Below are 15,005 nucleotides of genomic sequence, written 5' to 3'. Positions count from 1 at the left end.
AGAGTGATGTTTATGAGCATCAAGGGTGGGTCAATTCTAGATGCAAAAAGTGGGTCAGTTTCCGGCGCAAATCAACAATGAGGAACTGCGCGAACAAAGAGCGCCGCTCCTCGCAATGGGTAAGTTCTATTTGTCGGTACTATCGCAAGGCCTCTGGCCGAGCCAACGAGCCATAGCGGCCGATCTTGATGTCTCGCTATCACAAATGTCTCGGATGGTTGCTGCAACCAGACTGCCCGAAGCGGTGCTTCGTCTTTTTATTGGCCGGCCTCTCTCGTTCCGGCACGCAGAGACCCTTCGAAGGTTATCTGCACAGCTAGGGGAGACTGAGATGGTCCGTCGGAGCCGGTATGTCTCCAATGACTGTTCGTTGGAAGACGTTTTCTGCGTGCTGACCACGGGCCATCAAAAAGAGCGGAAGGGCGTGAGGTTGAGCCTCGTGCACGGACAAAAATATCTTCGTCTTGACGTGCCGGACTTCGAGCAAGTGGCGCCCCGCATAGCTCAACTAGAGCAGATCCTCAACCTTTTGCTCGCGACGCGTAATGGCAAGGGCTGGATCGGAGGCTTTGAAAGAACAAGGAAAAGCCGTGGTTGATTATTGGCTTCATCGTTGCGGGCACCGCGGACGCTAATCGGCCGCCATCTTGGCCCGAAGCCAAGCGGTGTACGCGGTTCTCTCCAATGCATTTTTGAACGTCCCGATGTCGTGCTGATACGTATTGCCCTTTCCTCCTTGGGCCATGTATTCGGCAGCGAACTGCTGCTTTTCAGCCAAAGACAGAGCTTTGATCTTCTCCGACGTGCGTCGTGCTCTTTCGTCTGCCGATGTCTGGTCGCCAGTGCCAGGTGCCGGTGCGGGAACCTCTTTCAGATGGTTTCGCGGCGGTTCAATATTCGAGCCCTTTTCGAAGACTGTCCTTGCGTAGCCGCCGGCGTTACCTCGAATCTGTTTTCGCTTGGCACGCTCCTCGACGTAGAGCGCCGTCTGAAGCGCCCTTTCGGGCTCCTGTTGAATCCAACTTATTGCAAGTCGATCGCCAACGCCCAGCCTGGTGAGGCGTTTGAACGCCTCAGAGCCTCGGACCGCCTTCTGGTCTTCATCTTCGTCATTTTCTAGCATCGAGCGTTGCGGATTATCTTCAACAAGAAACCGGATTTGAACCACTCTCCTCGCCTCTCTCTTGTATTCGGGCGTGACGATGATATTGGAGACGTGGTTTATCTCTTTCACCGCCTTCTTGATGACCTCACTTGAAAAATGCTTGAACTCGTCGTACATGCTCGCGTCCGCACCAAGAAGTCGTCGCCAGGTTTCTACTGAGATCCAGCCGGTTGATCCCGTTCGTTTGAAGCGAAGGCAATTTTCATACAACGCGAGCGCGTAACCGCCGCTGAACTGTCGCTGAACGTTGATGTTTATCAGCGTATAGATGTCAGGATTTGCAAGCTTCTCGGCGAGCCAGTCGCTGTATTCGTAAGCACAAGTGCCGCTCTTGATGCTTGCGTAGGCAATAAGCGGGGAAGCCTCCCAGTCTGTTTTACCGCCATCGTGAAGGAGGTCGAACGAGATTGGCGTCGACATGACTTTTAGCAAGGCACGCTTCAATGCGTCGTGATTTTTGCTATCGAAGCCCAGCATCGTACATAGAATTCCGACCGGCAAGGTGTGACGTTTTTTTGTCAGAAGCTCGTCGTATGCGTTCAGCAGGAGCACATTCACAATCTTGCGCTCAAGCAAAGAGAGTTCACCGCTAACGTGAACCGTAGCGACATGCTTCTTCAGTTCGCTGGGTGGAAGGTTAAGCGGCTTCAGGTTTGCCATGTGTTCTCCATTGCTGCGGCGATTTTATGTGGAGAAGGTCATGTCAGCAACTCATTTGGCTCTGACTTTTGAAACGTCACCAAATGACGGGCTACCCCTCCGCCCCATAAACCATGACTTTTCTTGTGTGCCAGTCCGATCGCGATGCGTGCGAAGGGGCGGTTTCGAAAAGAAATATGTCGAGGAACAACGCCTGTTTGTTGGTTTCTTTAAAAAACAAACACCTTTAACAACGTTTACAGCCGACGAAGCCTTAGTGGCTGGGGCTTTCGGCCCGGTTCGGTCAGGTTCTATGGGGCGAAAGGTCATGGTTTGAGGGTACCAGGAGGTGCTTGCGGTCATGGTTTATGGGTCGTTCGGTCAGGGTTTGTAGGAAAAGTCAGGTTCCGTGGGGCACCCCGCGAAACCTACTGCAAGTGACTGATTTATAAGATAGTTCTGCGGAAGTTTTGATTCGAAGGGTCAGGCTTTATGGGGCGGAGTTCTGGGATGCACAGTAGCGCGGCAGATTCCCCATAGACCCTGACTTGCGCCGCGGTTTTGGCGTGGCAGAGTCAGCCGAGCCTCGTTGACCGCGGCGGCTGGATGTTGAAGTCCGCAGGTCGGCACGGGCCGATTATGGGCCGACCTTGGCTTCGGAGTCGCAGAAAAGGCGTCGGTCAACGCTATGGAACCGTCCGGCTTTCCCATAAAAGATGACTTCTAGGCGAAGCCAGTCTTTAAAAGCTCCCCACAAAGCATGACCTTTTGGTCGCCGTCAATTTCAAAAGCTCCCCACAGACCATGACCTTTGCGCGGCTCAGGCTGCCGCGGTTGCCCTGACTAGAGGGAGTCGCACCGCTGTCGGGGTGTTTTTGTTGGCCGACACACCGGCGTTGTGTGTCAATCAGCGTCGAACGCTTATCGTGCGCCGGAATCTTCGCAGAAACTTCTTGCAAGCCCTAGTTTTCCTCACTAAGCTCCGGCAGAATTCAACACGACTTGCTCATTTCCGCTTTACGTGTTGAAACCACCAGACGGCGCTTACAGCGCTGGGCGTTACTAAAACCGGGAGCCCTTGATGAACACAGCAGTGCGTGCGCGCTCTGAAAAACCAAAGATGTCAATCCAGCTGAAGCATGCTCCGAAGCCGATGCCACTGTCGGCGATAAAAGCTATCGCAGACAACGCAAGCGGCATGCTCGTGGATGTTCGCGAAAGCATGCTTGCTCCTCACCCGCGTAAAAATCCTCCCGTTTTTACAACTGCACAAGTCGGGGACCTTTGTCGAATCGATAGGCAGCGAATGAATTATCTAACGCGGTCGGATTCCGAATTGCCGCAAGGGACATTGCGGCACAGCCGCAGCCGGGAGTTCACTCTCGAGGAGGCACGGGTATGGATCGACCAGATCGCGCCGTTCGCGAAGCGTCCTGCAGGGGTGAAGGGAAAGAAAATCGCCATTGGAAACTTCAAGGGTGGCGTTAGTAAAACGACTACAGCCATGACGCTTGCGCAGGGCTTGTCGCTGTTCGGCCGTCGGGTGTTACTGGTTGACCTTGATCCGCAAGCGTCCTTGTCCGCGCTCAACGGAATACTGGCAGACAGTGAAGTTTCTGACGAGCAGACAGTTCTTCCGTTGATTTATGGAGATGTGGACGACCTGCAATACGCCGTACAGTCGACGTACTGGGACGGCGTCGACCTCATTCCCGCAAGCGCCGCATTGTTTGGTGCTGAATTTTTTCTTCCGTTCAAGCAATCGAAGGACCAATCATTCCAGTTTTGGAACGTTTTGAATCGGGGGCTTGAACCGCTCTTGGACGAGTATGACGTCGTAATTATTGACACCCCCCCTGCACTCTCCTATCTGACAATCAACGCCTTCATGGCTGCGGACGGGCTCATCGTACCGACGCCGCCAAGCGCACTCGACTATGCATCGTCCACTCAGTTCTGGAGCCTCTTTTCGGATCTTTCAGAAAGCATGACACAGGTGGCGCCTGAGCTCGTCAAAAGCTTCGATTTTATTCATGTTCTTCTTGCGAAGGTCGATCAGAGTCAAGCAGCAACGCCTATCGTACGAGATTGGATTAACAAGACATATGAAGGCTTGGTGCTTCCGATCGAGATTCCGACGACTGCGGTGACGCAAACCGCCGCGGCGGAATTCGGGACGGTTTACGACATTTCGAGGTACCAAGGAAGTCTGAAAACCTATCAGCGGGCACGCGAGGCCTACGATCGGTTTGCCGAGATTATCGATCAGCAACTTGTTGCCTTGTGGCACGCGGGTCAGGAGGCCAAATGAGCATTAAAGACCGACTAGCGGCAAAAGCCGCTTCCATAGGAACGTCTCCACGCATTCAAAAGGCCGGTGACGATCCGTCCGGACGTCCGAAAACGGCGCCTGGGCAATTGATGGCTTCCTTTCCGCTACTTGCCGAGAAGGAGCGAGAACTCCAGTCAGCAATGAAGCGGATTGAGGAGCTTGAGACCGCCGGAGTCGGGTCGTCTCAAGAAGTCGCGATCGAGACTCTCGTCGAAGTGCCTGGCCGGCGTCGAGTTCTCTCAGAGGAAGAGTACCAGGAGCTTCGAACAAACCTCGAAAGCAATCCGCTTGTGCACCCTATTGTTTATCGACCGCTGGGCGATGGTCGGAACGAGATCATTTCTGGAAATAACCGAGTAGCGATTTACCGCGATGAGTTAAATCGCGCGACCATTCGTGGTGTACCGTTCAACGGAACGGATGCCGAAGTGGAGTTAGGCGCAGCGTTCTCCAATTTGCTCGCGCCCTCACTTCCAGACTTTGAAAAATACCGGCAATTCAAAAGAATTCAGCAGAACCTTGGTCTGTCTCAGGCAGATATCACCCGTATGTCAGGGCTGGCGCAGAGCCACGTGGCTCGAATTCTGTCGTTTGAGAACTTACCGGACGCTGCGAAACAAGTTGTCGCGACGAGACCTCACAAGCTGGGCGGCACCGCTGCCGCGAAGTTCGCCTCGTTGGCACAGCAAGGGCGAGTGGAAGAGGTGACGAAGGCAATCGATGCTTTAGTTAATTCGGTCGACATGACGCAGGAGAGGGCTCTGGCATTGGCTTCCCCAACTCGGCCAAAAGCGGCACGACCGTCCGTGATGACGATTAACGCTGGCAAGCGGAAGTTCTGTGACGTGTCAGTCAGGAGCGGGGTGGTCGGTCTGCGTTTTCCGGGAAAAGACGGAGAGGCAATGGCGGAAGAATGGGCCCGACGAATCGCCAACTTCATCCAGTCTGAGATCGACAACAAGTAATGGCGCTGGACATCCAAATTGGAAACTCAATAAAATCAAAAACTTACCTGCCATGCGCTGCTCTCCGGCGGTCAATCCAATTTGGATGTTAAATAAAATCAAGCACTTGGGCGGTTGGAGTTTTTCAGCGCTGACGCGGGGTTCCGCTCCGGGCGTGGGAACTCCGGTTTTGAGCGACGACGGTGCACCAGTTTCCCCCGTTAAATCGCAAAGCGGCCGGGACGCTGTCCCTGAAACTTCGTCTGGGTTAAGCCGCCAATAACAGAGCGGGCACCGCATTCCTGCTTTTTATGTCCCTAGCCGCCGTAGCGTTGCGATCGCGACCGGTGCGGCTGCCTTATATACTGAATTTGCGCTGCCGATCGGCACGGTGGCGCTTCGCGCCAAACTGCGCGCTCAGGTGGGCTCCCAATCTGATAGAAAAATGTCAGACGAGTGGTAAGGGCTGTGTGACGCCAAAGCAGAAATATCAGAAAACTGTCACTTGATGACGCCTTCGGGCTAAGCGCGAGCGCAGTCACGATGCCCGCTCTCGATCGAGCGGTCGGGGCGGCGGCCGTGGAGCGACAGGTGAATCCCCGAAGATCGCCGCCCGCCGTTTGTCATTCATTCACATCCGGCTCGCTGGCGTAGAAGCGCTCGAATTCGTGCGCCATTCGACGTTGCTCCGCTTGAACGTAAATCGAAGTCGTCTGCATGCTGGCGTGTCCCAGCGCCGGCTGGATTACGTCGATCGGCACGTCCTCGGCCGCAGCATGTGTCCCGAACGTGTGGCGAAACGCGTGCGGCGAGGCCTCATGAAGCACCATCCGGTCTGCTTCCGACAGTCCGTGCATACCTTCCAGCAAACCTGTCATCGCCCACCGGACAAGTTTCCAGACACCCTGTGTGGAGTAACCTTGGGGGACATCAGTATTAGCATGTTTGGCCTCGGCAACCCTAAAACTTGGCACCACGAGTGGCGAGAGCAGGGGAAGGGACAGTGAAGGCGGGGGAGTGCGGGCCGTCAAAAGGTTCCCCTCTGTCGCGCCAGTGGGCGCGCAGTGCGGACACCGTTGCAGGACTGACTGGGACCGTACGCTCCCGGTGTCGCTTGCCGATCACTGTTAGTTGCCATACCGGATGCACACGTGTGCTGTGCGGTGAAACCGTCAGCCGGGCACGCACCGCGCCGGCCGCCTCTTCCCGCCTTAGCCCCGAGTCCCCCATGAGCAGGAGCAGGGCGCGAGCGATGCGCCACCGCTTCGCGCCGACGGGTTTGCATGCCTCGTCCATGAACGCCCGGGCGCGCTCCCATAGATCTCGAGGAAGTGCCCGATCGATGCGGATGCTGGCCTCCCGTTTGACCACCCGCGGATCGTTCACGGCCTTCCAGGGGTTGCCGGCCAGATACCGGACATCGACCAGCCACCCGAACGCCGCACGTAGCGCCCGGGTCGCATAGCGCTGCGATGCCGGTGTCAGTGCGTCGGTCGCGAAAGGTCGCCAGCGCGCCGAGCTGCGCGGCGCCTTGGGCCCGACAAAGGAAGGGGAGGGGAGAGCGAGGAAGTCCTTGTAGGCTTCGCAATCTTCGACCATCAGCGCGCTCATTGGCTTGCCCCTTACGGCGACTGCCCACAAGAGAAAGCGTTCCAGCTCCTTCGTGTAAGCCCGCAGAGTTTTTGGCTGATCCCGATAGCGGTTGAGGTAGGCGCGCACCGCGTCCAGATCGTTGCGCGCTTGGATGAACGGGAAAGCGTTAGACCGGTTAGCGCCGATTGTGCCGGAAAGAGCGGCACCGACGGCCATCCGTTCGAGCGGCACTAGGGCGCCGCGCGGCCCATCAACGACCACCAAGTCGGCCGCGACGAGGGGGTCCTCCAGTTCCACGTCATCGACCACCCGCTCACCAATCGACGCCTCATGCTGCCGTAGCCACGCGACGATGTGCCGGGCCCGGCTCGCACCGATGCGTGGCACCGGCCGCCACCAGCTGCCGCCGCGCCGATTACACAACGCCACCAGATCGCCCAGCGTCTTGATCCCTTCGCCCTTCAGCCGGAGTGACACGAGCGGACGGAACCACATGCCGACCGGATGCCGGGCATCAGGTCGCGCTACTGCAAGCGCTGCCGCTTGCTCAACCATTTTCAGCGTAACCGAGGTGAGCCGCGCGCTGCCGTGCGCACGCGCCGACGCTTTGAGGTGATCGGCGAGCACGGGTGATCCATGCTCGATCGCGAGGTCCACCAGAACGGCCTGCATCTCTCGCAGATACGTGCTGACCCACCCGGCGGTGGGAGCATTGCCATCGCTGTCCTCGCTGAAATACAGGCGCGCGATGGTCGTCGAGCGAAGCAAAAGTGATAGCACCGCCGGAAGCGCAAATCCATGAATTCTCGGCCTCCGCCGCCTGACCGCTTTCAGATTCACTTCCGACCTCGGAGAAGTGAAAGTTGGAATCTTCGGACTACTGAACTGAATGTTGGAAACTTCGGTGATGGCCATGCTGCGAGTCCTGCATTCGAGCTTTGCGAGAGTCTGTTATTGGCGCAAAGAGGCAAGACGACCGTGAAACATCCGGCATTGAACTGGCCTCGCCCGAAAGTCCATGTGTGGTATGGACTTCCGGCAATTTAAAAGGGAATGTTTCACGAAAATGCGCGGGTCCCTCCGGTGACACGCGTTTCGTGAGCACATTTTTCGTTTGCAGCAGGCTACTCGGGGAACTCGCCACGTAGTTTGTAGTGATTGGAACGTAAAACGTATCAATCGATACGTCGCCGATGGGACGCGTTACTGGCTATGGCATCAAGCGGAGGTCCGCTGGGGGCTCCGCCGGTCATGTTCTTCCGGCACTGAACCAGCGCCCGAGGCTGCCCGCGTCGTGTCCTCCGTTTTTGTACTACAACTGGGTAATTGTGTTGGAAGACTGAGGGCGGCGATGGCCAACCTGCGGTTTTTTCGTGCGATTGACGATGTGCGCCCCTATGGGACGCATCGCTACGATGTCTATGGACCCAAAGTCGACCGGCGACTCACCTTGTTCGGTCATCGGACTCTGAATGCCTGGCTGCAGCTTGAGTTCAATCCCGATGTCGTCGCTTACTGCGAACGGCCGCTTCGCGTTCCCGATATCCGGCCCGCACGGATGATCGATTTCTGGGTGCATGGGCGTGATGACGGCGAACGCTTCCTGATCGTACTGCGCGGTTCAGAGCTGCAGTCGTCCGCGACTCAACGCCCGCAATTCGTGGCATTCGAGGCGTGGGCACGGAAAACCGGGATACAGGTTTGCTTAATCGGTGCGGAAGAAGGTACGCCAGCGGGTGTGCTGCAGCGGAACCAGGCCACCATACTTCACCACGTTGCAGCCGATCACGCTTTCGTAACCGAGGAAATGAAGCAGCGCGTATTGGCCGCATGCGGGGAGGGCGCAATGGTGGGCGAACTTGAAAGCCGCATATCGCCCATGGACGGTACGCTGATACGGTCTGCCGCCTTCATGCTGATGCTGGATGGCAGATTACGATGTCCGACACTTGCCCGCGAGCCACTCAGCCGACAGACCCAGTTGGTGCTCTCATGAAGACGATGGCCTACGGCGAACTCCGGTTCGACCGGGCATCGATCCCGTCCGAACTGCGCGATGTCGCGAACTGGCCCGGCGCCGATGGTGGCGCGTTGTCGAGTGACGCGCGCAACGTCTTGCTGCGACGCATTCAGGCCATGGAGCTGTTTGTCGACGGACACACGTCCTTGCGCGAAATCGGTCGCGTGACAGGACTGCGGTTCAACGATCTGTACAGGCTGTTCGATCGCTGCGTCACGATGCACGAGGACGGTCGGATCTTCGGCGTGCGTGCGCTGATGCCGTACAAGCATACGCGCGCGTATAGGCGCAGCGCTCCCGTCACGCTTTCCCATAGCGGCGTCAAAGGCGGGCAAAGCGGTGCTTTCACCCAGCTTCTGCTCCGCTACCCGGAGATCGCGTGCTGGATTGAACGAAAGGTCGACGAGCGGCGGCGAACAAATGGTGGACAACGCGAGGTAGTGCGCGGGCTGCGACGCCTGCATCGTGGCTTCCTCGATCAATGCCGGCGGGCTGGCGTCGAGGCGAACGACTATCCGTTCAATCAGGCGCATCTGGGTGAGCGATCGCTGGCGACGCATGTGCGGCATCTTGCAAACCGACACTTTGATGCGGCGGCGCAGTCAGCCGGCGCCACTCAGGTCGCGCATGCGTGGGAAGACGCCGGCGAACATGTGCGCAAGCCTGTCATCGGTCCGTTTGACGTCATCGAATTCGACGGTCACAAGATCGACCTGCGCGTCACGCTCAGGGTCGACGATCCGCTTGGCTTCGAAACCCTGCTCGCGCTGCACCGGATCTGGATATTGGTGCTGCTGGATGTTGCGACGCGCGCAGTGATCGGCTACAGCCTGGCATTGGGCCCGGAATACAACAAGGACGATATCGCCGAAGCATTGCAGGCAACACTGACGCCGCACGCGACTCGCGCTTTCCGGATTCCCGGACTGCGCGTGCGTTCGGGCGGTGGGTTTCCGTCGGAGGTCATACCGGAGACCGCGTGGGCCTGCTGGAATACGCTGCGCTTCGACGCCGCAAAGGCGCACTTCGCGCAGGCAACGCTCGAGCGCCTGACCGGCATCGTCGGCTGCTGGGCCGATAACGGACCGTTATGTGAAAAAAATGAGCGCGCATTCATCGAAAGGTTCTTTGACCAGATCGCCTCGCACTTTGCCCATCGCCTGCCCGGGACGACAGGTCGTGCGCCGCAGGCAGTCGAACGCGCACTCAACGACGTCGGTGGAAATCTGTCGCTGCTGATGAGCCTCGATGAGCTTGAGGACGTGATTGACGTGGTGCTCGCCGATTACAACGGTGAACCGCATACTGGGCTGGGCGGCCGCACCCCACTCGAAGCGATGCATTTTCTCCTTGCGCGCGAGTCGAGTCTCATCCGGACACTGCCTGCCGCGCGACGCGGCACACTGTGTCTGCTGCAGGAGGCGCGGGTGGTGACGATACGCGGCAGCGTAAAACGCGGCGTGCGGCCCCACATCAACTTCGAATATGTGCGGTACGCCAGCAGCATCCTGTCAAGCAACGCGTCGCTGATTGGCCAGCAACTGCGCGTCTACTTTAATGTCAGGGACATCCGGCACGTGCATGCCTTTTTCACGGATGGCTCTGAACTCGGCGTGCTGACCGCCGTACGGCCGTGGTGTTTTTCCCAGCACTCATTGCGGGTGCGGCAGGAGATCTTCAGACTCATCCACCAGCGCAAGATTACGTATCGGGACGGCGAAGATCCGGTCGAGGCATGGTTTGCGTACAAGAAGACTGAAGCCGCGAGACACCAGCGCAGTGCGAACGATCTCGCCCGCATGCTGAGGGATCGGGCGAAGTCCCACGAGAGCCCGTCCCCGGTACCCGGACGGATGTCACAGCAAGCGCGATCACAACCCGCGGCTGAGACCGGAGCGCAACCACGTAATCCGCGACCGTCTATCCGGCTGACGCGGATCTTCACGTTTTCCTGACGCGATGCTCCGCTCGACGACGCGTCCGCTGGCGCCTGATACCCATCCCCTGCTGAACAAGGGTTACATGGTGCCCACACCTTCTATAGGCGCGATGTACATGCGCATTCTCCGGTGCGTCCGGCGCGGCGTACCAGGGGCGATCATCTATGGGCATACGCGCTGGGGGAAGACGTACGCGATCCGCTATTGCGTTCGTCTGCTCCGGGAAGAACTGCCCCGTACGGCCATCCTTCACCTTGGCATGCCGCAAAATCCGTCCCGCTCGGAAAGCCTCTTCTTCGGCATGCTGCTGGCAGCTGCGAGGCATGATCGACCCGACAGCGGCTCGGCCTTGCAGCGGCGCTTCCGTCTGTATAACAGGCTGGCAGAGATGGTGGAGCGCGCGTCTGGAAAATCGCTGATCGTGTTTGTCGATGAAGCACAGCGTCTCGAGCTCGAACACTATGAATGGCTGCGCGATGTCCAGGACGAGATGGAACGTCGCGGCGTCCGGATGTACACGTTTCTGGTCGGTCAACCGGGCATCCTGAACCGCAAGACGTCGTTCAGACAAAGCATCGACACCTCGCAGATCGTGTCGCGATTCATGATTGAGGAAATGCGCTTCGAGGGCTTCCGGTCTGCCGCAGATCTGGAAGTGTCGCTCAGCGCGTACGACGAATCAGTATTTCCGGACGGAAGCGACTGGACCTTTACGCGCTTCTTTCTACAGCGGGCATACGACGCAGGATTCCGGCTCGGCCGGCAGAACGAGCTGCTGTGGGACGCATTCAGCCAGGTTCATCGACAGGCGCGCTTTGACTTCACCATGGAGATTCCGATGGAGTTCGTGGCGCGTGCGGTGGAAATCGCCCTCGGCGAGAACATGAAGGATGATGCATCGGGATTCGTGGTTAGCCCGGCATTGTGGGCACTGGCGGTGGAGGAATCGGATTACATCACGGCGCTCGAAGATCTGCGCATCGTCTTTGTTGACGATATGCCTCTAGGACCATGAAGCGACGCTTCGGCATCCTGCTTCCACTTGCCGGCGACGCATCGCAGGGTGAATCGTGCTGGCGCGACGACTGGAATATACCCGGCCAGTCAGCGTTCATGCTGCTTGCAAAATTCCAGCAGCTCAATGCCCTATCGTTACCGCGCTAGCGAAGACGTTCCTGCGCAAACCAGGTCGGCGCGCGTTACAGCGGGATATCGATTTGCGCGATGCGCGGCAGTTCGACCTGCTCCAAATGGCATTCCTGCTGCGAATGTCGCTGCCCGATGTCGCCGCTGCCTTTCTGCCACCGTGGGATCTCTCCCAGGTAGAAAGCGATCCGACGCTACGCTGGTGTTCGCAGTGTGCGGCGCGGGGCGTTCATCTCACAGCATTCCAGTTTGCCGGCTGCGACGCGTGTCCGGTTCACGGTTGCAAACTTCGCGACCGCTGTGTGCAATGCAACCGGACGATGGTGGCCTATCGTCTGCGGGCGAGTATTTTCCGGTCGCCGTTCAGTTGTCCGGCATGCGGATATGACTGGGCGCCTGCGCTTCGCGTTACTGACGATCGCGCATTGCGGCTGTCCTCCGGCTACCGATACGGCGTTGCGCAGTCTCTTGCCCATGGGTGGTTCGGGCGCAGAGATTACAACGTCGCACGGATTCTGCATCCGTCCGACCGGGCGGGCTACCGCGTGGCCTGGCTGGGTTCTGCACCGCGCCGGGGGAGCCACGCCGACGCGACGGACGCGTTCTGTCACCGTATCTTGCGGGGAAGTGCTGACGCCAGTCACTATGCGTCGATTTGCCACCGCGACCGCAGCGGCGCAGTCCGGGGGCCGCGGGACGCATTGCCAACCGAAAATGCGCCGGAGCTGCTGGCGTCCCAGGTAAAAACCGGCGACGAAATATTGACGGATGCCGTCGCGTGTTACAAGGCGATCAAACGATATGTCATGCATCGCATCGGAAACAGACATCGCGCCTGCCTCGTCACAGCGGCCCGTCATCTAGTGTGGCAGCTCGATGCACGCACAACGACACCTTTCTGTCCGGTAGCACAGGCAGTGCTCCGGTGGCGGTCCAAATGGGAGGGCGTAACTGTACCTTCTCATCTGCAGGTCAAAGGCGAACATGGATTCCTCGGCGTCCTTGTCTGGCTCTCGCTATTCGCGCCGGTTGGCTTGGCCGAGTGGAGCAGGGCGACCGACCGCTGGGTGATTCTGCACACTTTGGCTCAGGCGTGTCTTGACAGCTTTGCCTGCTATCTGAACGAGGCCGCAGACGCGGTATCCATGTCGGGACCAGTATGGATGCCGTTTCCCGTGTTGGACTTCCCGGAGCGTGAATGGGTGGTGCTAGGCGGAGATCCCGAAGGGAACCGGCTCCGGCTTGTGATTGCCCCGGCTCCCGTCAGTCTGACTACAAAAACAGGAGAACTGCAGGTCGGTGAGAGACATTACCAGCAACATTCGACTATTCTGAACCAGGATTCAGCTCCGAGCGAATGGCCGGCCGTGCCAGGGGGGCGCATGCGCGCAGCGAATTTCAACAGCGCCCGTAAATCGACTGACCCGTTGTCCGTGGATCGCAAAGGGAGCATCGGTGCGACGGCGATGGCCCTTGCGGTCTTCGCAGCATCGGATGAGGAATAGTGATCCTTGTCATGCAAGGCTGATTGCGACACCATCGCCACGGCGCACATAGCGGACTATGGATGCCACGCGAAGTGCGGCGCAACAGCTCCGGCATCAGGCGAGGAGGGCGATTAGGTCTGATGGGTGAGACTGCAGGGAAACGCTGACCAGCTTTTTAGGGCGACGCGTGGAAGAAGTCGTCATCGACTTAGCTGAGTCCATCGAATAGTTTCCGACGTGCGTGCAAGTCGCTACTCGGGGCTTTTTAACGCCCATCGATCCGGCAATGTCAAGATGAACCCAGATACGCCCTCATGAAGTCGGACCGCCTGCGCTGTTCACGCAAAAAGGCCGGTACTTCGATATGCCTGGACCGTAGCGTCGAAGACCGATACGTCGCCGCGTCCGCGAGCGACCAGTTGAGCGCCTTCAATAGCTGCGAAAATTGCAAGTGCGTGGCGCTTAATAGACTCGGGATCCCTTCCGTCTTCCCTGAAAGACAAAACCTTACAAAGCCAGTCGACGTTTACCTCGGTGAAGCGATCGACTTCTACCCGAACTTCGGCGGGAAGGTCATGGTGCTCTGCCGCCATGATGCCGCAAAGACACATTCGATTGTCTTCCACGAGTGCTGAACGGAAGACGCTCGCATAGCGCTTCAGCGTTTGCTGCTCGTTTTCAAAGCTTTCCAGTAGGTCATGCAGCAATGTGACCGCTGCCTCGGTGTACTGGCGCGCTAAAGCCGCGCCTAGATCACCCTTTGTAGGATAGTGGTGATGGACGCCTGCGCTCTTTATTCCCACCTCTTTGGCGATATCCCGGAAACTCAGTGCGTTGTATCCACGCGCCTGAACCATGCGTCGAGCGGCGGCAAGGATGCGCTGTTTGGTGTCCGTTGTCATTTGAAAACTATAACACGCTACCTATCGATACGTAAGTGTTGACACCGCCATCACGCTTAGATAAAGTGCGTTCACTTACCTATCGATAGGTAACGACCCCTTTTGAGATCGACCATGAAAATTTTCGACATTCCCGGCTTTCCTAACCCGCTTCGCATTCGGATCGTGCTGGCGGAGAAAGGTCTCGCGTCCCAGGTTGAGTTCATCAAAGTCGATCTGCCGGCTGCGGAACACAAGCAAGTCGCCTTCCTCGGCATCAACCCCACCGGGACCGTGCCTGTTTTGCAGTTGGATGACGGAACGTACATTGCGGAGTGCACCGCCATTACTGAATATCTTGACAATCTCGACGGCAAGCCGGTGCTGACGGGCAAGTCGCCCAAAGAAAAGGCGTTGGTTCATATGATGCAGAAGCGCGCAGAGTCAGAACTGGTCGATGCGGTAGGGATCTACTTTCACCATGCGACACCCGGTCTTGGACCGGCGCTTCAAGCGTACAAGAGCCCTGAGTGGGAGGGCCGCCGAGAATGGGGTGAACGCTCCCGCGACAAGGCTGTTGCGGGGATGCGCTACTTTGACAAGGTCCTCGCGGCGCAACCGTACGTTGCGGGCGAATCCTTCTCAATGGCGGATATCACCGTTTGGGCGGGGCTTCTCTTCGCTGGTTTTGCAAACATTCCGGTCCCCGAGGATTGCACCGCGCTACTCAATTGGCGGCAAAGGGTTGACGAGCGGTCTTCCGTCAAGAATCCCGCGTAAGGAGCGTTCGTCCCAAAACCATGTCAGCTTTGGGAGCGCAGTACGGAACATTTTTAATCTGTTGAATTCAGGAGTACT

At 58.0% G+C, this 15,005-nt stretch carries 12 protein-coding genes; 8 read left to right on the top strand and 4 right to left on the bottom strand.

Features of this window, described 5'->3' with window-relative positions:
* Positions 1–40: 40 nt before the first annotated feature.
* Entirely contained in the window at positions 41–598 is a 558-nt protein-coding gene (locus SB753_RS33635; protein ID WP_410804283.1) for a hypothetical protein, read from the top strand.
* 33 nt (positions 599–631) lie between these two features.
* On the opposite strand, the gene SB753_RS33630 is transcribed toward SB753_RS33635, so the two are convergent.
* Positions 632–1,825: a replication initiation protein gene (locus tag SB753_RS33630; protein ID WP_410804282.1), complete on the bottom strand. Its 1,194-nt coding sequence runs from the start codon at positions 1,823–1,825 to the stop codon at positions 632–634.
* A gap of 1,060 nt (positions 1,826–2,885) precedes the next feature.
* On the opposite strand from SB753_RS33630, the gene SB753_RS33625 reads away from it, so the two are divergent.
* Positions 2,886–4,115: a ParA family protein gene (locus SB753_RS33625; RefSeq protein WP_410804280.1), complete on the top strand. Its 1,230-nt coding sequence runs from the start codon at positions 2,886–2,888 to the stop codon at positions 4,113–4,115.
* Complete coding sequence (locus tag SB753_RS33620; RefSeq protein WP_410804279.1) at positions 4,112–5,101, top strand: ParB/RepB/Spo0J family partition protein; 990 nt, start codon at positions 4,112–4,114, stop codon at positions 5,099–5,101. Before SB753_RS33625 ends, SB753_RS33620 begins: the two co-directional genes overlap by 4 nt.
* A 602-nt stretch (positions 5,102–5,703) precedes the next feature.
* Here the strand turns inward: SB753_RS33620 and SB753_RS33615 are convergent.
* Together SB753_RS33615 and SB753_RS33610 are read right to left on the bottom strand one after the other, a co-directional pair.
* Positions 5,704–5,958 (bottom strand): tyrosine-type recombinase/integrase, encoded by a 255-nt coding sequence (locus SB753_RS33615; RefSeq protein ID WP_410804277.1) that lies wholly within the window; start codon positions 5,956–5,958, stop codon positions 5,704–5,706.
* 82 nt (positions 5,959–6,040) lie between these two features.
* A complete protein-coding gene (locus SB753_RS33610) occupies positions 6,041–7,588 on the bottom strand; it encodes a phage integrase family protein (protein WP_410804275.1) in 1,548 nt (515 codons plus the stop codon).
* Positions 7,589–8,024: 436 nt separating this feature from the next.
* On the opposite strand from SB753_RS33610, the gene SB753_RS33605 reads away from it, so the two are divergent.
* The 4 genes from SB753_RS33605 to SB753_RS33590 all read left to right on the top strand — a co-directional run bounded on the left by SB753_RS33605 (position 8,025) and on the right by SB753_RS33590 (position 13,284).
* Positions 8,025–8,669, top strand: coding sequence for a hypothetical protein (locus SB753_RS33605; protein ID WP_410804273.1), 645 nt, complete (start codon positions 8,025–8,027; stop codon positions 8,667–8,669).
* A 269-nt stretch (positions 8,670–8,938) separates the two neighbouring features.
* A complete protein-coding gene (locus tag SB753_RS33600) occupies positions 8,939–10,648 on the top strand; it encodes a hypothetical protein (RefSeq protein ID WP_410804271.1) in 1,710 nt (569 codons plus the stop codon).
* A 4-nt stretch (positions 10,649–10,652) separates the two neighbouring features.
* Positions 10,653–11,648 carry an AAA family ATPase gene (locus SB753_RS33595; protein ID WP_410804269.1) on the top strand — a complete coding sequence of 332 codons (996 nt, stop codon included), beginning with the start codon at positions 10,653–10,655 and terminating at the stop codon, positions 11,646–11,648.
* A 55-nt stretch (positions 11,649–11,703) separates the two neighbouring features.
* Positions 11,704–13,284, top strand: a complete 1,581-nt coding sequence (locus tag SB753_RS33590; RefSeq protein ID WP_410804268.1) for a hypothetical protein — start codon at positions 11,704–11,706, stop codon at positions 13,282–13,284.
* 320 nt (positions 13,285–13,604) lie between these two features.
* Here SB753_RS33590 and SB753_RS33585 read toward each other — a convergent pair whose 3' ends face one another.
* A complete protein-coding gene (locus SB753_RS33585; RefSeq protein ID WP_410804266.1) occupies positions 13,605–14,168 on the bottom strand; it encodes a TetR/AcrR family transcriptional regulator in 564 nt (187 codons plus the stop codon).
* Between the two features lie 114 nt (positions 14,169–14,282).
* Between SB753_RS33585 and SB753_RS33580 the strand changes: the two genes are divergently transcribed.
* On the top strand, positions 14,283–14,927 hold the full coding sequence (locus SB753_RS33580) for a glutathione S-transferase (protein ID WP_410804264.1): 645 nt from the start codon (positions 14,283–14,285) through the stop codon (positions 14,925–14,927).
* Positions 14,928–15,005 lie beyond the last annotated feature (78 nt).

This window comes from Paraburkholderia sp. SIMBA_053 (assembly GCF_046534895.1).
Classification (GTDB): domain Bacteria; phylum Pseudomonadota; class Gammaproteobacteria; order Burkholderiales; family Burkholderiaceae; genus Paraburkholderia; species Paraburkholderia caledonica.
Note: the sequence above shows the minus strand (reverse complement) of the source record. Positions and strands in the feature narration are given on the sequence as shown.